General features: G+C 71.8%; 18 protein-coding genes and 1 pseudogene. 9 read left to right on the forward strand and 10 right to left on the reverse strand.

Features of this window, described 5'->3' with window-relative positions:
* The first annotated feature begins 5 nt into the window (after nucleotides 1–5).
* Nucleotides 6–956, forward strand: a complete 951-nt coding sequence (locus tag AC07DO_RS30230) for a Gfo/Idh/MocA family protein (RefSeq protein ID WP_479063889.1) — start codon at nucleotides 6–8, stop codon at nucleotides 954–956.
* Between the two features lie 21 nt (nucleotides 957–977).
* On the opposite strand, the gene AC07DO_RS30235 is transcribed toward AC07DO_RS30230, so the two are convergent.
* From AC07DO_RS30235 to AC07DO_RS30265, 7 genes and pseudogenes are all read right to left on the reverse strand, one after another.
* Complete coding sequence (locus tag AC07DO_RS30235) at nucleotides 978–1838, reverse strand: phytanoyl-CoA dioxygenase family protein (protein WP_479063890.1); 861 nt, start codon at nucleotides 1836–1838, stop codon at nucleotides 978–980.
* A 49-nt stretch (nucleotides 1839–1887) separates the two neighbouring features.
* Entirely contained in the window at nucleotides 1888–3006 is a 1119-nt protein-coding gene (locus AC07DO_RS30240; RefSeq protein ID WP_479063891.1) for a hypothetical protein, read from the reverse strand.
* A gap of 8 nt (nucleotides 3007–3014) precedes the next feature.
* Complete coding sequence (locus AC07DO_RS30245) at nucleotides 3015–4205, reverse strand: hypothetical protein (protein ID WP_479063892.1); 1191 nt, start codon at nucleotides 4203–4205, stop codon at nucleotides 3015–3017.
* Nucleotides 4202–6355, reverse strand: coding sequence for a DegT/DnrJ/EryC1/StrS family aminotransferase (locus AC07DO_RS30250; RefSeq protein ID WP_479063893.1), 2154 nt, complete (start codon nucleotides 6353–6355; stop codon nucleotides 4202–4204). The genes AC07DO_RS30245 and AC07DO_RS30250 overlap by 4 nt, the downstream gene beginning before the upstream one ends.
* Before the next feature lie 7 nt (nucleotides 6356–6362).
* Nucleotides 6363–7568 (reverse strand): radical SAM protein, encoded by a 1206-nt coding sequence (locus AC07DO_RS30255; RefSeq protein ID WP_479063894.1) that lies wholly within the window; start codon nucleotides 7566–7568, stop codon nucleotides 6363–6365.
* A 325-nt stretch (nucleotides 7569–7893) separates the two neighbouring features.
* A pseudogene (locus tag AC07DO_RS30260) lies at nucleotides 7894–8001 on the reverse strand (Clp protease N-terminal domain-containing protein); the annotation flags it as partial.
* A 134-nt stretch (nucleotides 8002–8135) separates the two neighbouring features.
* Entirely contained in the window at nucleotides 8136–8489 is a 354-nt protein-coding gene (locus AC07DO_RS30265; protein ID WP_479063895.1) for a hypothetical protein, read from the reverse strand.
* Between the two features lie 307 nt (nucleotides 8490–8796).
* Here AC07DO_RS30265 and AC07DO_RS30270 point away from each other — a divergent pair, with 307 nt between their 5' ends.
* Both AC07DO_RS30270 and AC07DO_RS30275 read left to right on the forward strand, forming a co-directional pair.
* Nucleotides 8797–9549 (forward strand): 3-hydroxybutyrate dehydrogenase, encoded by a 753-nt coding sequence (locus AC07DO_RS30270; protein ID WP_479063896.1) that lies wholly within the window; start codon nucleotides 8797–8799, stop codon nucleotides 9547–9549.
* Nucleotides 9550–10290: 741 nt separating this feature from the next.
* Nucleotides 10291–11292 (forward strand): ornithine carbamoyltransferase, encoded by a 1002-nt coding sequence (locus AC07DO_RS30275; RefSeq protein WP_479063897.1) that lies wholly within the window; start codon nucleotides 10291–10293, stop codon nucleotides 11290–11292.
* 22 nt (nucleotides 11293–11314) lie between these two features.
* Here the strand turns inward: AC07DO_RS30275 and AC07DO_RS30280 are convergent, their stop codons facing one another.
* Together AC07DO_RS30280 and AC07DO_RS30285 are read right to left on the reverse strand one after the other, a co-directional pair.
* Complete coding sequence (locus tag AC07DO_RS30280; protein ID WP_479063898.1) at nucleotides 11315–13024, reverse strand: insecticidal delta-endotoxin Cry8Ea1 family protein; 1710 nt, start codon at nucleotides 13022–13024, stop codon at nucleotides 11315–11317.
* A gap of 183 nt (nucleotides 13025–13207) precedes the next feature.
* Nucleotides 13208–16030, reverse strand: coding sequence for a helix-turn-helix transcriptional regulator (locus tag AC07DO_RS30285; protein WP_479063899.1), 2823 nt, complete (start codon nucleotides 16028–16030; stop codon nucleotides 13208–13210).
* A gap of 112 nt (nucleotides 16031–16142) precedes the next feature.
* Between AC07DO_RS30285 and AC07DO_RS30290 the strand changes: the two genes are divergently transcribed.
* The gene (locus AC07DO_RS30290; RefSeq protein ID WP_479063900.1) at nucleotides 16143–17219 is read left to right on the forward strand and encodes an NAD(P)H-dependent amine dehydrogenase family protein; all 1077 of its coding nucleotides are present in this window, start codon (nucleotides 16143–16145) and stop codon (nucleotides 17217–17219) included.
* A 3-nt stretch (nucleotides 17220–17222) separates the two neighbouring features.
* Nucleotides 17223–17714 carry a carboxymuconolactone decarboxylase family protein gene (locus tag AC07DO_RS30295; protein ID WP_479063901.1) on the forward strand — a complete coding sequence of 164 codons (492 nt, stop codon included), beginning with the start codon at nucleotides 17223–17225 and terminating at the stop codon, nucleotides 17712–17714.
* A gap of 45 nt (nucleotides 17715–17759) precedes the next feature.
* Here the strand turns inward: AC07DO_RS30295 and AC07DO_RS30300 are convergent, their stop codons facing one another.
* Nucleotides 17760–19409 (reverse strand): GMC oxidoreductase, encoded by a 1650-nt coding sequence (locus AC07DO_RS30300; protein WP_479063902.1) that lies wholly within the window; start codon nucleotides 19407–19409, stop codon nucleotides 17760–17762.
* Nucleotides 19410–19637: 228 nt separating this feature from the next.
* On the opposite strand from AC07DO_RS30300, the gene AC07DO_RS30305 reads away from it, so the two are divergent.
* The 4 genes from AC07DO_RS30305 to AC07DO_RS30320 all read left to right on the forward strand — a co-directional run bounded on the left by AC07DO_RS30305 (nucleotide 19638) and on the right by AC07DO_RS30320 (nucleotide 25645).
* The gene (locus tag AC07DO_RS30305; RefSeq protein WP_479063903.1) at nucleotides 19638–21032 is read left to right on the forward strand and encodes an MFS transporter; all 1395 of its coding nucleotides are present in this window, start codon (nucleotides 19638–19640) and stop codon (nucleotides 21030–21032) included.
* A gap of 87 nt (nucleotides 21033–21119) precedes the next feature.
* The gene (locus tag AC07DO_RS30310) at nucleotides 21120–23024 is read left to right on the forward strand and encodes a helix-turn-helix domain-containing protein (protein ID WP_479063904.1); all 1905 of its coding nucleotides are present in this window, start codon (nucleotides 21120–21122) and stop codon (nucleotides 23022–23024) included.
* Nucleotides 23025–23095: 71 nt separating this feature from the next.
* The gene (gene qcrB, locus AC07DO_RS30315; protein ID WP_479063905.1) at nucleotides 23096–24742 is read left to right on the forward strand and encodes a cytochrome bc1 complex cytochrome b subunit; all 1647 of its coding nucleotides are present in this window, start codon (nucleotides 23096–23098) and stop codon (nucleotides 24740–24742) included.
* Between the two features lie 48 nt (nucleotides 24743–24790).
* Nucleotides 24791–25645, forward strand: coding sequence for a metallophosphoesterase family protein (locus AC07DO_RS30320; protein ID WP_479064205.1), 855 nt, complete (start codon nucleotides 24791–24793; stop codon nucleotides 25643–25645).
* Nucleotides 25646–25648 lie beyond the last annotated feature (3 nt).

Below are 25648 nucleotides of genomic sequence, written 5' to 3' on the forward strand. Positions count from 1 at the left end.
CCGTCATGAAGTGGGGCATCGCCGGATACGGCGACATCGTGACCCGCCGCGCCCTGCCCGCCCTGCACGCCCTCGGCGAGGAACCCGTGGCCCTCTGGGGCCGCGACCCGCACCGCGCCGCGCGCACCGCCGGGCGCCACGGCATCGCCAGGTCCGGCAGCGACGTCGACGTACTGCTGTCCGGCGTCGACGCCGTGTACGTCGCCACACCCGTCGTCCGCCATGTGCCGCTCGCCCGTGCCGTCCTGGCAGCGGGCCTGCCCGTCCTGATCGAGAAGCCGCTCGCCGGCGGCCTCGGCACCGGGGGCACGCTCGACACGGCGGGGCGGTGCGCGGGGGTCGCCTACTACCGCAGGCTCGCGCCCGCCGTACGACGGCTGCGCGAGGAGCTCGACGGGTGGACGCCCGACCGGGTCGAGGTGCACTTCCGGTGTGCCTTCACGCCGCGCCCCGACGACCCGATGCGCTGGCGCACCGACCCCGCCCTGTCCGGCGGCGGGGTCCTCGCGGACGCCGGAAGCCACCGGATCGACCTGCTGCTCCATCTGTTCGGGCGGCCCTACGAGGTGACGGCCCGGCTCGGCGACCGCTTCCCGCGCGGCGCGGAACGACGCGCCGAACTCACCCTGGACTGGCCGGCCGGGCCGCGGGCGCACTGCCTCGTGGAGTGGGGCGAGGGACCGCCCGTGGACCGCTTCCGGCTGACGGACGGGGACCGCACGCTGACGCTCGCGCCACTGGACGGAGGGCGCATCGACGCACCCCCGGGCCCTCCGCTGCTGCTCCCGCCGCCCGCAAACCCCCACCAGTCGCTGCTCGCCGACTTCGCGGCCGCCGTGGCGACGGGGAGGGAGCCGGTGTGCCCGCTGGCGGAGGCCCGCCTCGTCGACGACGTCATCGCGGCGGCGGAGCGGTCGGACGCGGCGGGCGGACGCCCGGTGCGGATGTGGGGGTGAAGGCATACGGGGCGCGATGGATCACGCCCCGTCGTCCGCCGACCACGGGCGGAGCCAGCGCGGGTCCGGTCTGTCGTCGGAGCGTACGAAACGGGCGTCCACGGAGAGGCGCATCGCGTCCGTCGTCGTGTCCAGGGACGCGTGGATGATGCGGGGCAGGTGCACCATCACGTCGCCCGCCGCGAAGTCCGCGTACAGCCAGCGGCGGCCGAGCGTGCGGGCGGTCAGCTCCAGGTCGTGGCAGATCTGCCGCCGGTCGCCGGGCCGGTCGGTGACGTCGCGCAGCGGGGCGTACGCGTCCGGCGGCAGCCGGTGGGAGCCCTCCAGGTAGACCAGGGCGCCGGTGGGCGGCGGGCAGTCGCCGACCGGGATCCAGAAGGTGACGACGCGCGGCGACCCCTCGTCCATGTAGTCGAAGTCGACGTGGGCGCGGGAGGCGCGCCGGGTGCCGCGGTGAAAGTGACGCAGGATCCGGCGCGGCAGCATCTCCGCCTTGGCGTCGAGGAGTTGACCGGCGAGCTCGGACAGAGCCGGGTTCGCCACGAACTGGTCGAAGGGCTCCGAGCGTACGAACGCGTAGGCCGGGTGCCCCGCCACTCCGTACTCCGGGACGCTCTCTGGCAGGTGGCCGGAGAAGACGCCGTCCTCGGGCGCGCTGCCCGGTGCGAGGAGACCCGGCGGGAAGAGCGAGAAGTACCGGCCGCGGAGCCGCAGCACCTCCGCGCGGTCGAGCAGCCCCGGCAGATACAGGTAGCCGTCCGCGTGCAGCCGCTCCCGCAGCGCGCCGGCGTCCTCCGTCTCCAGCAGGTCCGCGCTCGGGCGCAGCGGGCCGAAGAGTTCCGGCGTGAAGGGTATCGGTACGCCGTTCGACGACAGGTTCACGATGCGTGTCCCTCGATCCTTCGGGTCGGTGGACCGGCCTGCGGACCGGTCAGTAGACGCCTTCCACCGCCTCCTCGGCGGCGGCCCCGGGCTCCACGAAGGGCCGCACGGCGGCCACTCCGTCCCAGGGGAACCACGGATGCGGCCCGGTCCTGACCGCGCTGTCCCGCTCCAGGAGGTTCGGCAGGAACAGGTCCTCCAGGAGCGTCGTGGCGCGCACCCGGCCCCGCCGGCCGACCTCCACCTCGCGCCAGGGGTCGGAGTCGTCGACGACCTTCAGGACCGCGAAGGGCGGCGGCAGGTGGTAGGAGTGCCCGGTGCCGCCGGGCACGGCGGACGCGCCCGGCACGGCGTCGGCCTGGAGGGCATGGCCGACCAGCGTGTTTCCGTACGTGTCGATCCATTGCACGCCCACCAGGTGCTCCTCGCGCAGGAACTCGGCCTCGGCGGCGCTGCACGAGGTGCCGCCGGTGCAGACCGCGCGGATGCCGTACGAGTGCAGGGGCCGGGGCAGCCGCATCGCGAGCTCGACGAGCAGCCGGGAGGTCGTGAAGAGCAGCGACGGGCGCTCGGCGGCCAGCAGCGCGAGGGTCTGGTCGACCAGGTGGGCCGTGTAGGCGTCGGCCTCGCCGCCCGAGCGCAGCGCGACCTTCACCCACCGCGGGTCGAAGTCGATGGCGTGCACGGCGCCGCACCAGCTGTCCGCGAGGCCCTCCACGAAGTGCCCGTAGGCGTGCGGCCCGCTCGGCGTCATCGCGAGGATGTCGCCGCCCGCGACGCCGCGCGCCTCCAGCACGGTGCGGTAGATCTCCACGTCGTACGCGAGGCGCGTGACGTTGACGATCCGGCAGGGCGGGCCCGTGGTGCCGCCCGTCTCGAAGACCCGGAAGGGCCGGTCGCGGTAGCCGCGCGGGCGCAGGTCGCGGGCGTTCGCGGCGCGCAGCTCGGCCTTGTCGAAGAGGCCGAAGCGGTCCAGGTCGGCGAAGCCGCCGATGTCCTCGACCGGGTCGAAGCCGAGCTTCCCGCGCCGCGCGACCCAGAAAGGACTGCCGGTCTCCGGGTCGAAGTGCCAGCGCATCATGCGGCGCGTCCACGTGTCGAGGCCGATACCGAGCTCCGGAACGCGCTCGCGCAGCCTGTCGGGCAGCGTGCCGAAGGCGGTGGTCATGCGGGGCCTCACTTCGCTGGGCGGTACACGAACAGGGAGTCGGCGGTGATGGCGTCCGCGGCCCGCGGTGAGGCGCTCAGGACGGCGGCGAAGGGGAAGGGGACCTCGTGGCCGATCAGCGGATGGGACGCTGCGTCGTCCGCGCCTCGCGCGAACGACGTCAAGTACCCGTCCAGCAGGACTACGTGGGGCAGTGCGTACACGTCGTCGGTTGTGCTGTGCAGGACCGGCGGTCTGCGGGTCAGGATGCGGTCGCCGGGGCGGAGACGGTCGCGGATGCCGCGCGTCGCGCTCTCCACCGCGCCCGGCTCGCGGAAGGCCGTCAGCGGCCACGCCCCGTCCGGGGACAGCGCGTCGAGCGCGGCGGCGAGGCTCAGGGCCAGCGGTGCGGCGGCGTCGGGCTTCTCGCACACGACGGTCCGTACGTTGCTGCAGAAGCGCCCCGAGTCCGCCGCGATCAGCGGCAGCAGCCAGGCCGCGGCGTCGTCCGTCGGCATGTCGGGCGGCACGAGCGCGCAGCCGCGGCCGGGGCCGTGCAGGGTGAGCGCGGGGGAGGAGCGGACGGAGCCGGCGAGCCCGGAGCCGCCGTAGACGACGTGCCGGTCGGTCAGCCGCAACAGGCCGTGCAGGGAGCGCTGTTCGCCGGGGTAGAAGCCGAGGCGGGCCCGGGGCCAGCCCGCCGCGAGGAGAGCGGCGACGAGGCGGGCCGCGGAGACCGGTTCGCGCCGGCTCGGACGCAGCCACACTCCCGCCGAACGCTCGGCCTGGTCGCATACCGCGTCCAGGCAGGTGAAGGTGTTGCCCGGCAGCGCGACCAGCGCCAACGCACCGTCGGGCTCGGGGGCGTCCTCCCTCTTCAGTACGCCGTCCCGCAGCATCGCGCACCACCGGTCCACCAACGCACCCGGCAGACCCGCGCTCTCCCACAGCGCCGCGCGGAACGCCCCGCCGCTCTGCTCGCCGACGCCCCCGACGGTGAGGGTGCCGCTGTCGAACAACTCAAGTGCCGTAAGCAGGAGTTCACGGCGGCCGGTCAGCAGGGGCAGGCCGGGCAGGGCGCCGTCCCACCACCGCCGGTCCGCGTCGGCGACGATCTCGGGCACCAGCGCGAGCTCCCGTCCCGCGGGACCCGGCAGGGGCGCCCGGTCGAGGGAAGCGCGCCACTCCCCTCTGCGGAAGGCGGAGATCGTCGTGGTCACGGCAGCTCGCTGCGGAGTGCGGCGACCACCCGGATCTGCTCGGCCTCCGTGAGGGACGGGTACAGCGGCAGCGCGACGTGGTGCCGCGCGAACCAGCGGGCCCGCTCGAAAGCGCCGCCCTCCGTGTCCAGTTGCCGCTGACGTGCGAACTGCGGGTGGTCGCACAACAAGTGGTCGTAGACCTCGCCCGCCAGTGCCACACCGTGCCGTTCCCGCAAGAGCTTCTTCAGAAGCGGCCGGTCCAGCGGGCCGTCGGGATCCAGATAGGCGAGGTACTTGTAGTAGTTGCTCCCCGCCGTCGTGGGGATGGGGTGCGGGCGGATGCCCGGGACGTCCGCGAGCAGCACGTCGTACCGGGCGGCGAGCGCCCGGCGCGCGGCCAGCGTGCCGGAAAAGCGCTCCAGATCTACCGTGCCGACAGCGGCGTGCAGCTCGCTCAGCCGCCAGTTGCCGCCGGGCCGGTCGTGCAGCGTGGAGCCCTGGGCGCTCTTGCCGTGGTCGCGCCAGCGCCGCACCTGCTCCAGGTCGTCCGCCGTCGCGGCGGACAGCAGGCCGCCCTCGCCGCTCACCGCGACCTTGGTGGGGAAGAATGAGAACGCGCCGAACCGCCCGAAGCTCCCCGCGGGACGTCCGTCGAGCGTGGCTCCGAAGGCGTGCGCCGCGTCCTCCACGACGGGGATGCCGCGCTGCCGGCAGTGGGCGAGCGCCGTGTCGAGGGCGGGCGAGACGATGCCGCCGATGTGGACGGGCAGCACGGCGGCGGTGTCGGGGTGCCGGTCCAGGGCGGCGAGCAGGGCGTCCGGGTCCATGCCGAGACCGGCGAGCTCGATGTCGACGAAGCGCACGGCCGCCCCGGCGCGCACGGCGGCGGCCGCCGTCGCGAAGAACGTGTTGACGGGCACGAGCACCGTGCGGCCCGCCACGCCGATGATGCGCAGGGCGATCTCCAGCGCCGCCGAGCCTGACGCGACCGCGGCGGTGTCCGTGCCGGTCCAGGGGCGGGCGAGCTCCTCGAAGCGGGCCACTTGCGGGCCCTGCGTGAGGACGCCGGAGGAGAGTGCGGCGTCGACGCGGTCGAGCACGGTGCGCCGTTCGTCGACCTCGAAGTGGATGCGCTGGGCGGGCACTTCGGGTGCGCCGTGTGTCCGGGGCCGGGTTCCGGTGAGCGTGCGGGTGAAGAAGTCCGCCGCGTGGCCCACGTGGGTGCCGTGTCCCATGTCGAGTTCGTGGACCTCGGCCTCGGCTCCGACACTCGCGTACGTTGTGCGGACCGCGTCGGCCGCGGCCCGCGCGTCGTCGGGGTCCAGATAGGAGTCGGCCGTGCCGTACTGGAGCTGGAGCGGGGCCGGGGCGAGGGCGCCGTACAGGTCGGGCAGGTCGGCGTACTCGAGGATGCCGGGGAGCACCGCCCCCTCGTGGCCGGTCAGCAGCCGCTCGAACAGGGCCTGGTACGTGCCGAGGTGGCTCGCCGTGCAGAGCGGGAGGTGCCGGCGTCCGCTGAGCAGCGCCGTGTGCAGGGCGACCGCCGCGCCGAGACTGTGGCCGAAGAGGCCGACGCGGAGTGGGTCGACGCGCGGGTGGGCGGCGAGGGTGTCGAGGGCGCCCAGGGCGTCGCCGGTGAGGGCGCCGAGCAGGGAGCGGCCGGTGAGCGCGAACGCGTGGGCCAGCAGCGTCCCCTCGTCCCGGCCCGCCCTGCGCCCGGCGTCCAGGCCGCCGCCGATGCCGTGGTCGAAGGAGAGCGTGACGAAGCCGGCCCGCGCCAGCTGCTCGGCGACGTTGCGGTCGGAGTGGTCCGGCGGCACGTCACCGGTGAGCTGGTCCAGGCGGGCGTTCTTGCCGCCGAGGACGAGGACGGCGGCTCCGGGCGCCGCGTCGGGCGGGGCGAGGAGCGTGCCGTGGAAGGAGCCGCGTACGGGGGAGTGGAACACCAGCCGCTCGTGGTGCAGGCCGTCGCGCACCGAGGCGGTGCTCTCGGCGATGGTGAGCGGGGCCCGTTCGACACGGGCCAGCCGCTCGACGACGGCGCGCACCCGGCGTGCGCGGACGGCGTGCTCCCCGGCGCTCCTGTCGCTCTTGGAGCTCTTGTCGCTCTTGGCGTGCCGCAGGGTCGGCTCGGTGGCGAGGAGCCGGCGTAGGTGGCGTAGTTGCATGTGCGGCTCAGACGAAGTCGCCGTGCAGGGTGCTCGGCACTTCCAGCGCGTACGCGTCCAGGGCCTCGTCGAGTTTGATCTGACCGCGTTTGAGGAGCTCCAGGAGCTCGTTCTGGGGGCGGTAGAAGCACGACTTGCACAGGTCGGTCCTGCGCGGGTTGGACGCCTCCCATTCGGCGCGCGGCCCGCCTTCCAGAACGTCCGCATATCCCTGCTCGACGACATTGCCGATGAGGTAACGGCTGTTGAGGTGGACCTGCGGGCACGGATAGAGATTTCCGTCGGCGCCGACGGCCGTCACGAATCGGCTGTAATGGCAGTGCTCGAAGTCGCCCTCGACCTCTTCCACCTGGTCCATGGGGCCGCGGTCCAGTTTCGGGACCGACACCTCGAAGGCGTCCGTGGAGAGGGCGGCGGCGCGGGTGAGGGATTCGGAGATCTCAGGCATCACGGATTCGATGGTTTCGTGGCCGAGAGCGCTGTAGAACTCGGGTTCGAAACGCACGTAATGCGCGCCCGACTCGTGGGCGATATGGGCCGCCTCCGCGATCTCCCGGTAGTTCTGCAGGGTGATCACGTAGTTGAAACCGATGCGGAAGTCCGGGTCGACGGCGTTGTCGCGGAGCTTGCCGACCGAGCCGATGAACTTCGAGAACGTCTGCTCGCGGTCCCGCGTGATGTCGTCGAAGGTGGCTTCCGTGCCGGCGTTCAGGCCGATGCGGACCCAGGTGTGCGTCTCGGCGACGCAGTCGGCGACCTTGGGGCGGCCGAGGCGCGACCCATTGGTGATGAGCCCGATCCGCAGCCCCGCGGTGTGGCCCGCCCGGCAGATGTCCGCGTAGCCGGGGTGGATGGTGCATTCGCCGCTGCCGCAGAACGTCACGGCACGGCCGTCGTTCGCGGCGAACTCGCGGAGCAGCGTGACCGCCTTGTCGGTGGCGATCGAGTCCTTGAACGAGAACAGGTCGTAGAACTGCTCCTCGTTGGGCGAGTGGAAGTTGCAGAAATTGCACCGCATATTGCAGGCGCCCATGATCCCGATCCGCATGTGGACGGGTTTGATCTCTTGACCCGCCACGAAACGCCGCAGCAATTCGCCGTGAGCCAGGACCTTCTGCGGCGAGTGGGCCTGATCGAGACTGACGATGGGCAGACCTTCACGATTTTGGGGGGCTGCCATTTTGATGTCGCCGGAACCGGGTGTGCTGTTCACGAACCCCCCACGCAAGATCGATGTGCGGTGTCGTTCTTCTGGCGGTTCTCGGGACATTAGGGAGTGCCACAAAGGCTGTCAATGGGTCTAGACAACCCGGCATTTGTTGGCGGAATCAGGGATGCCGGTCTGTTGGAAGGGCCGTCCGACGTGGTACTCGACGGTCTCCCGCACGTCGGCCAGGGTGCTTCGGCCGTGGACGGCGTCCACGGAAGGGGCGGCGAACGCCCGCGGCGCCGCCGCCCATCGGGTGTCAAGAGACGGAATTTCGTCAAGTACGACATGGAGTGAAGCACGGGGGCCTGTGGGGCCTGCGGGTATGCGCAGGCGTGCGCCGCGCGCGTTCGGAACGCGGGTCCAGGGCCGACGGCTCGCCCCGCATCTTCGGGACGAACCGCTTCTGGGCAGCTTGCCGGGCCACGCCCACGTCAGTGCGGTGGGGCGCGCCCGGCGTGGGTCAGATGCCGCCCGCGAACCGCTTGGACGCGGCCTGGAACGTGGGGCCGACCGTCCCGTCGAACGGGCCGGTGAGTCCCCAGTTCGTCCGCAGCATCTTGTGCGGCGATTTCAATGTGGCGATGTCGAGGTCTCCGTTGCTCGCCCGGTGCAGTTCCAGTCCGCCCTGAGGTGGCGCTGGAAGGCCGCCCAACTGCTGGCGCCGAGCGACCCGTTGACGGGGCCCGTGTACTGCCCGTGTGCCGCGAGCCAGACCTGCACCTTCTTGGCCTCCGCGGTGGTGAGGCCGAGGTTGTTCGGCGGGGCCGGGACACCGACGTCGGCGCTCGTCGCGGCGGGTGTCGCCTCCCGGCCCTCCGCCGCGAAGCCCGCGGTGGCGCCCGCCAGGCTCCCGGCGGCGAGAGGGCCACGACGCCGAGAGCGAGGAGGGCCAACGTACTTCTCGGGCGGCCTCGTCCTCGTCAACCCGTGAGGTGACCTCCCGCTCCACCGGCCGCGGTAGTCGCGGCGACGGGCAAACTTCCGCTGTACGCGGCTGTACGCGGCTGTACGCGGCTGTACGCGGCTGTACGCGGCTGTACGCGGCTGTACGCGGCTGTACGCGGCTGTGCACGGCCGTACGTGGTGGTGCGCGGCCCGTACGTGGTGGTGTGCCGCTCTCCAGGGGCGGACGGCGTACGTCCCGTACGGCGCCCGCCCACACCCCGCGCCCCCGCACTGTGGTGCCCACGACCATGGGAGGACCCGCCCCGCCTTCCTTAGCGTTCCGGGCATGACGAGCGAACACTTCACCGGCCGGTCCGTCCTGGTGACCGGCGGCGGGAGCGGCATCGGGCGGGCCTGCGCCGAGGCGTTCGCCGCCGGTGGCGCACTGGTCCATGTCGTCGACGTGGACGCGGAGTCGGCCAAGGCGGTGGCCGACGCGGTCGGCGGGGTGCCGCACGCCGTGGACCTCACCGACGCGGCCGCGATCGCCGCTCTGCCGACGGCGGTCGACATCCTGGTCAACAGCGCCGGCACACAACACGTGGCCCCCATCGAGGAGTTCGACCCCGGCCGGTTCGAGCAGCTCCAGCGGCTCATGGTCACCGCGCCCTTCCTGCTGCTCAAGCACTGTCTGCCGCACATGTACGGGCGGGGCTGGGGCCGGGTCGTGAACATCTCCAGCGTGCACGGCCTGCGGGCGAGCCCCTTCAAATCGGCGTACGTCGCCGCGAAGCACGGCCTGGAGGGGCTCAGCAAGGTCGCCGCGCTGGAGGGCGCCCCGCACGGGGTGACCAGCAACTGCGTCAATCCCGGTTACGTCCGCACGCCGTTGGTCGAGGGCCAGATCGCGGACCAGGCCGCCGTGCACGGCGTCGCGCCGCGGGACGTCGTCTCGGACGTGCTGCTCGACCGTTCCGCGATCAAGCGGCTGATCGAACCCGCGGAGGTGGCGGAGGTCGCGCTCTGGCTGTGCGGGCCGCACACGGGGTACGTCACGGGAGCCTCGCTGTCCGTGGACGGCGGCTGGGGGGCTAGCTGACGAGCCGGGCTCAGCGCACACGCAGCCGGCCTCAGGCACACGCAGCCGAGTTCAGCCACACGCAGCCGAGCTCAGGCACACGCCGGACTTCGATCATCGCCGCCTCCCCGAGGAAAACCCTGGGTTCGCCCCCAGGGGCAAGTGGTTGAACGGCAGAACCACCGGCTCGCCGCCGCCGCGAAGCGGCCGGACAGGCGGGCGTACGTCCCACCCGCCCCGCCCGTCCCGCCGCTCGGTCGCCCGCCCCGGCCCGCGGTCCCGGACTCCAGGGTTTTCACGGTCGCCCTCTCCCGCGCGCGGGGCCAAGGTGTACCCACGGCCGCGGAACCGTGGCGGACCTGAAAACACCGTTGGGGGAAAGAGAACCGGTGACCGGACGTACTACGGGGGTGTACGAACGGGTGGTCCGCTCAGGATCGGGGGAGCGACCGTCGCGAGGGCGGGGGACGGGGGTGCCCGACGGCACCCCCGCTCGGGTGCGGAACGTCTCCGTTGCCGGGCGAGCTCCACTGCTGTCGTCGAGGCTGTGGGTCGCCGGACGACGGCGTGAAGTGAGCCCGCGTTGCGGGCGGGTCGATCCCGGCGGTTCGGTCGAGGACCGAACCGCCCACGCCCTTGTCGCGAACCGCGGCCCGCCCGCGTGGTCACCGCGCACCCGCGAGCCCCAGCGCTCAGGTCCGCCGCCACGACTCTGCTCGCCGACGCACCGGAACGCGTCCCACCCACCACGCAGGACATCTCATGACACCCCCCACCGCAGCCCCCTCGCGCGGCGCCCCACCTCCCGCCCTCGAGACCGGCCTGTTCTCCCTCGCCGACCTGACCGTCGAGGCCGTCGCCCAACTCGCGGAGCGGTCAGTGGAGTTGCACCACGACCGAGCCGCCCACGCGCACCCCTTGGCCGGCGCCGCGCTCGGCATCCTGTTCGCCCAGCCGTCCACCCGGACCCGGACCGCCTTCACCGTGGCCGCCGTCCGCCTCGGCGCCACCCCCGTCGTCTACGGTCCCGGCGACCTCCACCTGTCGGCCGGAGAAGCCGGTGAGACCGTCGAGGACACGGGCCGGTCCCTCGGCAGCATGCTGGACGGGCTGGTCGCCCGGCCCGCCGGGTCGCTGGAGGACCTGCGCCGCCTCTCCCGCCACGGGCACCTGCCCGTCGTCAACGCCATGACACCGGAGGAACACCCCGCCCGGGGAATCTGCGACCTGGCCACGTTGCGGCTGACGCTGGGGAGTCTCGACGGACTGCGGCTGCTGTACGTGGGGGAGGGCAACGGCACCGCGACGGCGCTCGCGCTCGCCCTGTCCGGCGTTCCCGGCTGCGAGGCCACGTTCGCCTGTCCGCCCGGCCACGGCCTGCCCGCCGGGTTCCTGATGGCCGCGAGGAAGCGTGCCGCGCGGGTCGGGGCCACCTTCACCTGCCGCGACTCGGCCCGTTCCCTGCCGGCCGGCGTCGACGTCGTCTACACGTCCCGCCGCAGGGCCACCGGCACCGGCGGGCCCGACGCCGCCTGGCGTGAGCGGTTCCGGCCGTTCCACGTCGACGAGGAGTTCATGACGCGCCGCCCCGGCGCCCTGTTCCTGCACGACCTGCCCGCACGCCGCGGCGACGAGGTCTCCGGCGCGGTCCTCGACGGCCCGAGGTCGGTGGCCTGGACCCAGTCCGCCATGATGCTCAGCGGCGCCATGGCCGTCCTGGAGTGGACCTGCGGCCTCCCGCACGAAGTGCGGCCCCCCGCGTGAAGAAGTGCGGGGGGCCGGGGTGTCAGGTGGAGGGCGGTGGGCCGACGGGGAGGATGAGCCAGCGGTCCTCCCCGAGGGCGGAGGCGAGGTCGGCCCCCGTCGCCACCAGGGCCTGGGCGCCGTCGTCGTGGTCCTTCAGGGCCCACCGGGTCGGGAGGGCGCCGGGCTCGGTACGTTCCGGGGAGACGCCCCCCTCGCGAGCGCACAGCGCGTCGCCTGTCGCGCGGTTGAGGATGTACCAGCCCGGCTCCTCGTCGGCGGCGACGAATTCCCAGTGCTGGGCAGGGCCGCCGGTGGCGTCCCGCAGGGCGATCCGAGGCGGGGAGCCGCCGTGGTGGTCGTCCTGCCGAAGGACCTTTCCTGTCCTCAGTGAGTGGATCTCGTAGAACTCTCCGCGGGCCGGCTTCGGCTTTTCGGGGTTGATGTAGTCGGAGTCCGGCTTGAAGGTGAAGATGGTCCTTCCGCAGTACATGTTCCTCGGCGAGCCCACGAGGTCCCGCAGGTGGTGTCCCGCGATGTTGAACCTGTCGATGTGTACGTTCCTCAGTCCGAACGACGTTTCCCGGTTCTGCCCGCGGAGCGTGTACCCGAGGCCGCCGAGGTTGTAGCCCCCGAGCCCGTAGACCGACACGTGGGTGATGTCCTGGTTCTCGGGACTGGTGTGGAAGAACCGCCCCGAGGGGTCCGACGAACCGGCCACCTTCTTCTCTTGTCCGTTGTGCGACACGTAGATGCCGTAGACGAAGCGGTGGCTGTCGTTCCCGACGTTGAGCTTGATGTGGTCCAGCTTGTACGGGTCCCCTTCGTCGAGCGCCATCGGGAATCTCTTGCCGGTGAACCACCACGAGATCTCGCCGTCGGAGCCGATCGGTCCCAGATAGAGGCAGCGTTTCCGCTCCACCTTCTCGACCTTGTTGTCCGGGTCGCTGAGGGCCGGCCACACCGTCGCGTAGTCGACCGCCGCCAGGTACATCGTGCGCTGGTATTCGAGGGCGTCCCACCACGACCTCTCCGCCATCTTCGTCGCACCGGTCCAGTACACGTTGTACACGTGCGCCGCGTACACCCCACCCTTGGAGTTCGGCCCTCCGGACGGGATGGTCGCCTCCGCCGCGTACTTCTTGAGAGTCGCCTTGGCGTCCTTCACCTCGTCGTCGTCGAAGCCCAGGATCTGCGCATGGTGGATCATGTCCCGCATCAGCAGGATGTGCATGTTCGCGTACTGGGCGAGGAGGGGAAGGGTTTTCCAGGGCTCGTTCTCCGCCTTCGTGAACCAGCCTTCCTTGGTGTTGATGAGGTTCATGGCGAATTTGTACTTGTCCCGCGCCTCCTTCTTCGCGTGCTCGCCCTCATTGGCCCGCACCGCCCACTGCTTGTACGCGTCGACGGCACGCCTCACCTCGTCGAGTTCGTTGCTGACGATGCGGCGCCACAGGTTGTCGATCTCCTCCCTGACGATGGCTCTGAGTTTCGCCAGCAGCTCGTCCAGGGGCTTGCTGGTGTTGCCGCCGGTGGGCCAGATCTTCCGCAGGACGATCGATGCCATCAGGCCCAGATAGGTACCCACTCCGGGCACCTGTCCGGCGGCCCAACAGATGAACTGCTTGAGGATCTCCTGATCCTCCGTGGTCGGATTCGTGAAGCCGAGTGGACTGTGTTCCACCGATTCCGACGTCACGGCAATGCCCGCGGGGTCGATCTCCGCGCTGCTCTGCTGGCTTTCCTTCGCCATGTTTCCCTCCTTCGAAGCCGGGTCGCTTCTCAAGGAGTGGCCAGTGGCATATGCGCACAAACCGTGACTCCGGCAAACCCCACGGATTGCGGGGCGCACACGCCTTCCGTACAGCGCACAGCGCCGCACGAGCGGAGCGCGCTCGGATGACGAGTCCACCGGCGCACGCCATGCGATGTCTCGTCAGGCGTCGGGGGTGACCGCGCCTCCGGATACCCCGGCCGTCTCGGGCGCTTCCGACGCCTGAGCGAGCAGGCGGACCAGCTGCGCCCTGCGGTGGACCCCGTCGAGCTTGCGGTAGATGTTGCTCAGGTGGAACTCGACGGTCTTGACGCTCAGGAAGAGGCGTTCCGCCACCTCGTGGTTGGTCAGGCCCCGGCCGACCACCAGAGCGACCTGCAGTTCCTGCGGGGTGAGCCGTTCCAGGGGCGCTCGCTCGGGGCGCACTTCGGTGCCGCCCGCCGCGTGCAGCTCGGCCGCCACCCGCGCCGCCCAGCCCGCCGCCCCGAGCCGCTCGAAGGTGGCGAGGGCCCGCTCCAGGAGGCGCCGCGCCTCGCTGCGCCTGCCCTGCCTGCGCAGCTGCTCGCCCCACGCGAACTCGGTCCGTCCCCGCTCGAACGGCACAGGACGCTCGGAAAGCAGCGCGAGGGAGCGCCGCATGTGCCGCGACGCCGCCTCCGGGTCACCGGGTTCCAGGAGGCCGCGGCAGCGCGCCGCCGCCCCCGCGGTGACGGGTCGGTGGCCGCGGCCCGCCTCGTACTCCAGGACGTCGAGGACCTCGCGCGCGTCGTCGGTCCTGCGCAGATGGACGTACGCGTCCGCGAGGTCGGCCGCCCACGTCAGATACAGGCCGTCGCCACGCCCGTGCCGCTGCGAGAACGCGCGTACCTCCTCCAAGTGGTGCACCGCCTCCTCGAAACGGCCGAGCCCGAGCTCGAGGAGGCCGAGGCCGCCGAGGGCCCGCGCCGCGTCCATCGGCAGCTCCGCGGAGCCCGCCCACTCCATCGCCTTCGCGGCGTGCCGCCGGCAGTCCTCCTCGCGGTTGAGCGCGGCCTCCGTCTTGACCAGGGCGGCGAGCCCGCGCGACACCTCGATCAGCTGCCCGCTGGCCTCCGCGAGCCGCACCGCCTCGTCGGCGTGGGCGAGTGACGGCGTCCAGCGGCCCCGCCAGAACTCGACGACGGACAGCGTGCACAGCAGATGCGAGAGGAGCCCCACCGCGCTGGAGCCGCGCGCCGTGTACGCGGCCCGGTCCAGCATGCTGTGGGCCTCGTCGAGTTCCTCGGCGGCGAGGTGGCACAGGCCGCCCACTCCGGCGAGCGGGTAGGGGAAGGCGGGGTCGGGGGAGGCCAGGGGTTCCGCCAGTTCGCGCAGGAGCGCGCGGCCCGCCTCGGCGTCGCCGCCGAGCAGCAGGACCAGGGTGCGCAGGAGACGTACGGGCAGCAGCGTCTCGTGAGCCGAGTCGGCGAGCTCCATCGCCGCGGCGGAGGTGCCGCGGGCGGCGGTGAGGTCGCCGACGGCCAGTTCGGTGAGCGCGATGCCGCCGAGCATGACCGCGGCGAGCGCCGGGTCGACCTTCTCCGCCTCGTCGACGGCCGACCTGAGCAGCTCGCGCGAGCGCGTCGGACGGCCCCGCTGCACGTCCAGATAGCAGCGGAGCTGACGGATGTCGAGCTGCGTGCCGAGCTGCTCCGCGTGCTCCAGGGCGCGGTCGAGGATCGCGGCCGCCTCGTTCAGCGAGCCCGCGGCCTGCGAGGCACGGGCCGCGCGCAGCAGCCGCTCCGCCTTGCGCTGCCCCTCCGGGGTGAAACGCGCCGCCCGCTCGTACAGCCGGGACGCCAGTGGATAGGCGAGGGTCTCGGGGGCGCCGGACGCGGCGTTCTCCAGCAGGGACGCCACATGCTCGTCCGGCTCGGCGCCCGAGGCGGCCAGGTGCCAGGCGTACTGCTCCAGGGCGGGCGCGGTCGCACCTTGCAGGGAGCGGGCGATGGCGTGGTGGGCCCGGCGCCTGCGCACGGGCGTCGCGCCGTGGTAGACCGCCGAGCGCACGAGCGGGTGCCGGAAGGCGTACCCGTCACGCTCCTCGACGACCAGGCCCGCGTCCTCCGCGGCCTCCAGCGACTCGTAACTGAGGCCGTGCGCCCGCAGCGCCGCCTCCGTGCCCGCCAGCGGCCGCGTGCCGAGGACGGCGAGGAGCAGCATCGCGTCCTGCGCCTCGGCGGGCAGCCGGGCCACGGCGCTGCCGAAGGTGTGGGCCAGCATCTCGCCGATGGGCAGGGGCGCACCGGAACCGCCCGCCGCGTCGTCGCCCGCGCCGCTGCCCGCGAGGAGCGCGGGGAGTTCGATGAGCGCGAGGGGATTGCCGCGGGCCTCGGCGAACAGTCGGGCCGCCTCCTGCGCCGTGAGCTCGGCGGTGCCCTTCTCGGCGATCAGCCGGTGCGCGGACTCCGGGTCGAGTCCGGTGAGCGTGAACGTCTCGACGGAGGCGAGCCGCGACGCCGTCTCCTCCTGCTCGTCGCGGGCGGTGAACAGGACGACGACGCCCTCGCGGCTCAGCCTGCGGGTGGCGAAGGCGAGCGCGTCCAGGGAGTAGGGGTCGAGCCACTGCGCGTCGTCGACGGTGACCAGGACCGGGCCCTCCTCGGCGAGCGCGCCGAGCAGGCTGAGCGTGCCCGCGGCCACCGCGAAGCGGTCCTGGGCGACGGCGGGCCCGAGCGCGAGCGCGCCGGTCAGCGCGGCGCCCTGCCGCTCCGGTATGCGGTCGAGGAAGTGCAGGACGGGGCGGAGCAGATCGGCGAGGCCCACGTACGGCAGATCGGACTCGACCTCGACGCCGCGCGTGCCGAGCCGCAGCAGGTCGTCGGCCTGCTCGGCGATGTAACCGACGAGGCTGGTCTTGCCGATCCCGGCTTCCCCGCGGATGAGCAGGGCGCCGCTCTCGCCCCCGCGTGCCTTGTCGATGAGGGCGAGAAGACGAGCACATTCCGCGGAACGCCCCAGGAGCATGCACAAAGCGTACCGGCGGTACGCGACTTCGGAGCGGTGCGGAAGGGAACGTATCTTTTGTTGTCGGGCCGCGCCTCTGTCAACCGTCGACGCCCCTCGCTACCCTCCGCGCATGATTCCCACGGTGGTCTGGGGCACCGGCAACGTCGGCCGCGCGGCCGTGCGTGCCGTCGAGGCCCATCCCGCACTGTCACTCGCGGCCGTACTGGTGCACAGCCCGCGGAAGGTGGGCCGTGACGCCGGTGAACTGGCCGGTCTGGGAAGGGCGTTGGGCGTGGCCGCGACCAATGACGTCGAGGCGGTCCTCGCCGCCCGGCCGCGGGCCGTGGTGTACGCGGCCTCCGGCGATCTGCGCCCCGACGAGGCGCTCGCCGACGTCGTCAGGGCGGTGCGGTCGGGCGCCGTCGTCGTCACACCCGCGCTGTACCCGCTCTACGACCGGCGCGGCGCGCCCCCGGAGTTCAGGGACCCCGTGCTCGCGGCCGTCGCCGACGGAGGGGGCTCGCTGTTCGTCTCCGGCGTGGACCCGGGGTGGGGCAACGACGTGCTGCCGCTGCTGGTCAGCGGCCTCGGTTCCACCGTCGACGCGATCCGCTGCCAGGAGATCTTCGACTACTCGACGTACGACCAGGAGGACTCGGTCCGCCATCTGATCGGCATGGGGCACCCCATGGAGTACGAGCCGCCGATGCTCGCCCCCTCCGTTCCGACGATGGTGTGGGGCGGGCAGATCCGGCTGATGGCGCGGGCACTCGACGTACGACTCGACGACATACGCGAGACGTTGGACCGACGGGCCCTGGACGCCACGGTGCGGACGCGGACGATGGGGGAGTTCGCCGCGGGCACGCAGGGCGCGGTGCGCTTCGAGGTGCGGGGCATCGTCGGGGGCGAGCCGCGCATCGTCGTCGAGCACGTCACCCGTATCCACCCGTCCTGCGCCCCGGACTGGCCGGCCCCGCCCGGCGGCGGCGACGGCGCCCACCGGGTGATCGTCGAGGGCCGGCCGCGCATCGAGGTCACCGTCGAGGCCACCGACGAGGACGAGAACCGTTCCGCGGGCGGCAACGCCACGGCCGTGGGCCGCCTGGTGAACGCCGTCGACTGGCTCGTGGACGCCGAACCGGGCCTCTACGACGCGCTGGACGTCCCGCTGCGCCCGGCAGCCGGCCGACTGGGAAGGAAGTGACCCATGAGTGGTCCCCTGCGCATCGACATCCCCGAGGGCGAGGACGCCATCCCTTACGTGTGGGGCGACATGGTCCCCGGGATCGGCGCGGCGGCGTCCAGCTTCTCGCTCGCGGTGTACGCCCACACGACCCTGGGCCTGCGCGAGTTCGAGGCCGCGCGGCTGCGTGTCGCCCAGATCAACGGCTGTGTGTTCTGCCTGGACTGGCGCACCGAGCGGGACGGCGAGAAGGTCGAGGAGGGGTTCGAGGACGCGGTGACCCAGTGGCGCACCACCGACTCCTTCGATGACCGCACGAGGCTGGCCGTGGAGTACGCCGAGCGGTACGCCCTGGACCATCACAACCTGGACGACGCGTTCTGGGCGCGGATGACCGCGCACTACAGCCAGGCCGAGATCGTCGAACTGAGCATGAGCATCGGGTCGTGGCTCGCCTTCGGCCGGCTCAATCACGTGCTCGGCCTCGACACGGTGTGCGTGCTGCCCAAACCCTGACCGCGTGCGGAACGGCGCTCATGAGATGCGGGAGCGTGTTCACGTTCACAGGTCGGTCGCGATGACCTGCTCGATGTTGCGTTCCGCGAGCGCCGTGATCGTGACGAACGGATTGACGCTCGTGTTGCCGGGGATCAGGGCGCCGTCGATGACGTACAGCCCCGGATAGCCGGGCAGCCGCCCGTAGTTGTCGGTCGCCCTGCCGAGCACCGCGCCGCCCAGCGGGTGGTACGTGAGGTGGTCGCCCCAGATCTTGTACGTGCCGAAGAGGTCGGTCCGGTAGATCGTGCCCTCCTTCGCGTTGATCTTGTCGAAGATCGTCTTCGCGGCGTCGATCGACGGCTGCTTCCAGGCGGTCTGCCAGTTCAGTTCGGCCCGCTGCGCCGCGGCGTTCCACGTGAACTCGGCGCGGTGCGGGTTCTTGGTGATCGACAGGTAGAACGAGGCGTACGTCTCGATCCCGGTGGGCAGGGGCGCGACCTCGGCGAAGGCGCCGCCCGCCGCCCAGTTGTCGATCCCGGCCGTGGGGATGGACGACTGGAGCTTGCCGGTCGCGTCCCACATGTGGTTCGCGCGGCCGCACATGACGTTGCCGTTGTCGCCCCAGCCCTTGCCCGTCTCGCCGTTGAGGCGGGGGAGCGCGCCGGTGGCCTTCAGCTTGACCAGGAGCTTGCTGGTGCCGACGCTGCCCGCGGCGAAGAAGACCTTGTCGGCCGTCACGGACTTGGTGGCGGTGGTGGTGCCGGTCGTGTCGATCTGGTCCATGGTGACCGTGTAGCCGCCGCCGGCCGCGGGGGTGACCGAAGTGACCCTGTGCAGCGGTGAGACGGTGACCCGGCCGGTCGCCCCGGCGCGCGCGAGGTAGGTCTGTTGCAGGGACTTCTTGCCGTGGTTGTTGCCGTAGAGGATCTCCCCCGCGAGTGCGGACTTGGGGACGGTGCCGGCCTGCTCCTTCTCCATGTAGTCCCAGTCGTAGACATCGGGCACGAAGACGAACCCGAAGCCGGAGCGCTGGGCGTGTTTGCGGCCGACGCGCGCGTACTGGTAGCACTCGGCGGTCTCGAACCAGTCGGGGTCGATGGTGGCCACGCCGAGGCCCGCGTTGGCGCGCGGGTAGTAGGTGCCGTACATCTCGCCCGCGTCGACCGTGGGCAGCACCGCGCCGAAGTTCTCGCGTCTCGGCGTGACCGCCATGCCGCCGTTGACGAGTGAGCCGCCGCCGACGCCGCGGCCCTGGTAGACGATGATGCCGCCGAACTCCTCGGCGTCCAGGATGCCGGTGTGGCGCGGGACGTTCTTGTCGAGCGGGAAGCCCAGGAAGTTGCTGATGGGCTGCTTTGTTTTGGTGCGGAGCCAGTAGGAACGGATGTCGGGGCTCGTGGTGTTGGCGAAGATCTTGCCGTCGGAGCCGGGGGTGTCCCAGGCCTTGCCCATCTCGATCATATGGACGTCGACGCCGGCCTCGGCGAGCCGCAGGGCCGCGACGGAGCCGCCGTATCCGGAGCCGATCACGAGGGCGGGGACGGCGGCGCCGTCGGCGATGGGGGCGGCCGCGGCGGGCGCGGCGGTCCTGGCGTGGGCCGCGGTGCCGTGTCCCGCCAACGCGGCAGCCCCAAGAATAGAACTCGTTCCTGCTACGAATCTTCGGCGTGACAGCCCATCAGAAGCGGGGCTACGCTTGGGTGTAGCACTCATGTGACCTTCCTCACTCTTGGCTGAATCGAAACGAGTTCTACTGCTGGCCGCGAAGGAAGTCACGCCATACCAAAAAGTAACTTCTGTCCGATCTTGCCCCCCTCGTGGTGTCCGGTCACATCACCGGGCGCACAACCATGGTGCTCCGCCATATACGCCACTGATCTGCGGTTTCCTACCTTGTGCCGGTACGGAAGCGTCCCCGCAGAACTCCTGGAAGTGGTGCACATGGCCTCGCAAGGAACCGCTCCGCCCGCCCGCGTCGGCATCGTCCGCATCGTGGCCGCGAGCCTCGTCGGCACCACCATCGAGTGGTACGACTTCTTCCTCTACGGCTCGGCGGCCGCGCTGGTCTTCAACAGCCTCTTCTTCCCCTCGAGCGACCCTCTGGTCGGCACGCTGCTCTCCTTCCTCACCTACGCGGTGGGCTTCGCGGCGCGGCCCCTGGGCGGCGTCGTCTTCGGGCACTACGGCGACCGGATGGGCCGCAAGAAACTCCTCGTCATCAGCCTGCTGATGATGGGCGGCGCCACGTTCGCGATGGGCCTCCTCCCCACCCACGCGACCATCGGCGTCGGCGCGCCCGTCCTGCTCACCGTGCTGCGCCTCGTCCAGGGCTTCGCCCTCGGCGGCGAATGGGGCGGCGCCGTTCTCCTCGTGTCCGAGCACGGCGGCGACAGGAGCCGCGGCTTCTGGGCCTCCTGGCCCCAGGCGGGCGCACCCGGCGGCAACCTCCTCGCCACCGGCGTCCTCGCACTCCTCGCCGCCGTCCAGTCCGAGGAGGCCTTCCTCGCCTGGGGCTGGCGCGTGCCGTTCCTGCTCTCCGGGGTGCTGGTGATGATCGGTCTGTGGATACGGATCTCCGTCACCGAGTCGCCGGTCTTCCTGGAGGCACAGCGCAAGGCCGAGGCGGCAGCGGCCGCGGGAGCGCGGGAGACGCCGCCCGTTGTCGAGGTGTTCCGCACGAGCCGGCGCGAAGTGCTCACCGCGATCGGCACCCGGTTCGGCGAGAACATCTCGTACTACGTCCTCACGGCCTTCGTCCTCGTCTACGTCACCGTCCACCTCGACCTGCCGAAGAGCGACGCGCTGAACGCGGTGCTCATCGGGTCCGCGTGCCACTTCGTCACCATCCCGCTGTGGGGCGCGCTCTCCGACCGCGTCGGGCGCCGACCGGTGACCCTCATCGGCGCGCTCGGCACGGCGGGCTGGGCCTTCGCGTTCTTCGCGCTGATCGACTCGCGCTCGTTCCCCGTCATCGCGCTCGCCGTCACCGTCGGGCTGCTCTTCCACGGCGCGATGTACGGGCCGCAGGCCGCGTTCATCTCCGAGCTCTTCGACACGAAGGTCCGCTACTCGGGCGCGTCGATGGGGTCCCAGCTCGCCTCGATCATCGGCGGCGCGCTCGCCCCGATCATCGCCGTGGAGCTCCTCAAGGACTACGACTCCGCGCTCCCCGTAGCCCTCTACGTGAGCGCCGCGGCCGTCGTCACCGCCATCACCGTGTACTTCGCCAGGGAAACGAGGGGACGCGACCTGGCAGCGGACGAAACCACGGAGCCCGCGCCCGCACCCGACCCGGCACCTAAACGTGAGGGCCCCGTCCTCCCCCTCAACGGCTAGGCCCACCACCCCATGCACCCGGCCGGCCCGTCCTCGATCCCGGGCAGGCCATCGACCGTACCCGCCCCGTCGGGAGACCATCGCCCCATGCTCCCCACCACCCAGGGCGCGGACCACGCCGAACCTCAGGCCGGTCTGCGCAGGCTGCTCGACCTGCTCGACCGGGGCGCGCCCGCCGAGGACTTCGCGCGCCCCGTCGCGCGCGCCCGCGAGGCCGGCGCCGCCGCCGAGGACCTCGCCGCCCTCGACGAGGCCACCGACGTCGCGCTGCGCGTCCACCGAACCCTCGGTGCGCACCGCCGCCGCGAGGCCGAGCTCACCGCGCTGTTCGACACCGCGAGCGACCTCGCCGCGCTCCGCGACCCGGACGCCGTCCTCCGCGCCATCGTGCGCCGCGCCAAACTGCTCCTCGGCACCGACGTCACGTACCTCTCGCTCAACGACGAGAACGCGGGCGACACCTACATGCGGGTGACCGACGGCAGCGTCGCGGCCGCCTTCCAGCAGCTGCGGCTCGGCATGGGAGAGGGGCTCGGCGGGCTCGTCGCGCAGACCGCCCGCCCCTACGTCACCCACGACTACCAGCAGGACCCCCGCTTCCACCACACCGACGCCATCGACAGCGCCGTCCTCCAGGAAGGACTGCGGGCCATCCTGGGAGTGCCGCTGCGCCTCGGGTCGCGCGTCATCGGCGTGCTGTACGCCGCCGACCGCGCCGCCCGCGACTTCGCGACGGAGGAGATCGTGCTGCTCTCCTCCCTCGCCGACCACGCCGCCATCGCCATCGACGGCGCCCGCCTCCTGGAGGAGACCCGCGCCGCACTCGTCGACCTCAACGCCGCCACCGAGACCATCCGCGCGCACAGCAGAGCCATGCGCCGCGCCGAACAGGCCCACGACCAGCTCACCGACCTCGTGCTGCGCGGCGGCGGCGCCGACGAGGTCGCCGACGGCATCGCCGCACTCCTCGACGGCGGCGCCCTCATCCACGACGCGGACGGCGTCGAACTGGCCCGCACCAACACCGGCCCCCTGCCGCCGCCCGCCCCCGCCGTCGCCGCCTCGCGCGCCAGCGGCCGCGCCGTACCGCAGGACGGCACCTGGGTGTGCGCGGTCCTCGCCGGTCCCGAACTCCTCGGCAGCATCGCCCTCACCGGACGCCCCGAACTCGCCGACACCGACCGGCGGCTGTTCGAGCGGGCGAGCATCGTCACCGCGCTCCTCCTGCTGCTTCGCCGGTCCGTCGCCGAGACCGAGGACCGCGTACGCGGCGAACTCCTCGGCGACCTGCTCGCCCCCTCCGGTGACCCCGCGGCGCTGACCGGCCGCGCCCGCCGCCTCGGCGTCCGGCTCGACCGGCCGCACGGCGTGTTCGTCGCCCACGGCGAGAGCGCGCCCCGGCCGAGACTGCTCGCCGCCGCACACCGCACCGCCCGCACCCACAGCGGCCTCGCAGGACTCCACCACGACAACGTGGTCATCGTGACCCCCGCCCTCACTCCCGGCATCGACGCCGCCACGCTCGCCGCGGCGCTCGGCCAGACCGTGGGCACCCCGGTCACCGTCGGCGCCGCGGGCCCGGCCACCGGACCCGCCGGACTGCCCGCCGCGCACGCCGAGGCCCTGCGCTGCCTCTCCGCGCTGCGCGCCCTCGGCCACACCGGGCACGGCGCGGCCCTCGCCGACCTCGGCTTCGTCGGACTGCTCATCGGTGAACAGGCCGACCTCGGCGGCTACGTCGGAGCGACACTCGGCCCCCTCCTCGACTACGACGCCGAACGCGGCACGGAGCTGGTGCGCACCCTGGAGGCGTACTTCGGCCAGGACCGCAGCCTCACCAAGGCCAAGACGGCGCTGCACGTCCACGTGAACACGGTGGTGCAGCGCCTGGAACGCGTGGCGCGCCTCCTCGGCGACGACTGGAACGCCCCCGCCCGCTCCCTGGAGATCCAACTCGCCCTGCGACTGCACCGGTTGACACCACCGGACTGAGTTGTCACATTCCCGGCTGTTGGATCCGTCACCCATGCGACCTACCCTGGTACCGCCTGAAAGGGAGTCGCATGAGCGGACGCATTGAGCGCACCGGGACGACTGCACGACCTGTACGGCTGGGCAAAGGAGAGCGGATCGCCGACTGGGCGGACGGAAGACTCGGCATCAACACCCTGGCCAAGAGCCAGATGCGCAAGATCTTCCCCGACCACTGGTCGTTCATGTTCGGGGAGATCTGCCTCTACAGCTTCATCATCCTCATCCTGACCGGCACCTACCTGACCCTCTTCTTCGACCCGAGCATGTCCGAAGTGACGTACGACGGGACGTTCGTGCCGCTCAAGGGCATCCAGATGACCCGGGCGTACGAATCCACGGTGGACATCAGCATGGAGGTGCGCGGCGGCCTCCTCATCCGGCAGATCCACCACTGGGCCGCGCTCGTCTTCGTCGCCGGGATGCTCGTGCACATGATGCGGGTGTTCTTCACCGGCGCGTTCCGCAAGCCGCGCGAACTCAACTGGGTGTTCGGCTGGACGCTGCTGTTCCTCGGCATCGTCACCGGTCTGACCGGCTACTCGCTCCCCGACGACATGCTCTCCGGCACCGGCATCCGCTTCATGCAGGGCGCCATCCTCGCCACCCCCGTCGTCGGGACGTACCTCTCCTTCTTCCTCTTCGGAGGAGAGTTCCCGGGGGACGACATCATTCCGCGGCTCTACCCGATCCACATCCTGCTGCTGCCGGGCATCATGCTGGGACTCGTCGTCGTCCACCTGATCCTGGTCTTCTACCACAAGCACACCCAGTTCGCCGGGCCGGGCAAGACCGAGAAGAACGTGGTCGGGGCGCCGTTCCTGCCCGTCTACGTCGCCAAGGCGGGCGGCTTCTTCTTCCTCGTCTTCGGCGTCCTCGCGATCATGGGCGCGGTGGCCACCATCAACCCGGTCTGGCTGATGGGCCCCTACCGCCCCGACCTGGTCTCCACCGGGGCCCAGCCCGACTGGTACCTGGGCTTCTCCGAGGGGCTCATCCGGGTGATGCCGGGGTGGGAGATCAGTGCCTGGGGCCACACGCTCAACCTGGGCGTCTTCATCCCCTTCGCGCTCTTCCCGCTGATCCTCGTCGCCATCGGCGTCTACCCGTTCATCGAGTCCTGGATCAAGGGCGATCAACGGGAGCACCACATCGCGGACCGGCCGCGCAACGCGCCGGTGCGCACCGGGCTCGGCGTCGCCTGGCTCGCGCTGTTCGGCGTGCTGATGGTCGGCGGCGGCAACGACCTGTGGGTGACCCACTTCCACCTCTCCATCAACAACATCACGCTGTTCGTGCGCGTCGGCGCCTTCGTCGTGCCCGCCCTCGCCTTCCTCGTCACGCACCGGATCTGTCTCGGCCTGCAGCACAGGGACCACGAGAAGGTGCTGCACGGCAGGGAGACCGGCACCATTCGGCGCCTCCCGCACGGCGAGTACGTCGAGATCCACGAACGGCTGCCGCAGGCCGAGCTGTACCGCCTCACCGCCCACGAGCAGCCCCGCCCCTACGAGATCGGCCCCGTCGTCGACGCCAACGGCGTCACCCGCAAGGTCCGCCCCTCCGAACGTCTCCGGGCCCGACTCGCCCGTGCCATGTACGGCCCCAAGGCACAGGTGCCGAAGGCGACACCGGAGGAGTACCTGGCGATCCAGCGGGGTGAAGGGGATCACCACTGACGACGGCCGGCCGCACCGCCGGGCCGCCTCGGTTAGCCTCGCAGCGTGATGGCATCCGAGAACACTCCGAAGCTGCTCGCGATCAGCGACCTGCATGTGGCGTACGCGGAGAACAGGACGTACGTCGAAACGATCCGGCCCCAATCGGACGGGGACTGGCTGATAGTCGCCGGCGACGTCGCCGAGCGCATGGCCGACATCGAGTGGGCGTTGCGCACGCTCGCCGGGCGCTTCGTCAAGGTGGTGTGGTCGCCGGGCAACCATGAACTGTGGACGCCGAAGGACGATCCGGTCCAGCTGCGCGGCGAGGAGCGGTACCAGCACATCGTCGCGTTCTGCCGGGAGTTGGGCATCGCGACGCCCGAGGACCCCTACCCCGTGTGGGACGGCCCCGGCGGCCCCGTCGTGGTCGCCCCCCTCTTCCTCCTCTACGACTACACCTTCCGCCCCGAGGGCACGCACACGAAGGAGCGGGCACTGGAGGTCGCCCACGACGCGGGCGTCGTCTGCACGGACGAGTACTTCCTGCACCCCGACCCGTACGCGACCCGCGACGACTGGTCCCGCGCCCGCGTGAAGCACACCGAGGAACTCCTCGCCGCGCGCCCCGCGGGCCTGCCGACCGTCCTGATCAACCACTGGCCGCTGCTGCGCGAGCCCACCCGCGTCCTGCGCTACCCCGAGTTCGCCCTGTGGTGCGGCACCGAACGCTCCGCCGACTGGCACGTGAAGTACGAGGCGGCGGCGGTCGTCTACGGCCATCTGCACATCCCGCGCACCACCGTGCACGACGGCGTGCCGCACATCGAGGCCTCCGTCGGCTACCCGCGCGAGTGGCGCAGGGACTTCCACCCCGACCCGCATCTGCGGCAGGTCCTGCCGGTACCGCCCGCCACGGACTGAGCT

It is taken from the genome of Streptomyces sp. NPDC045678, assembly GCF_056432085.1.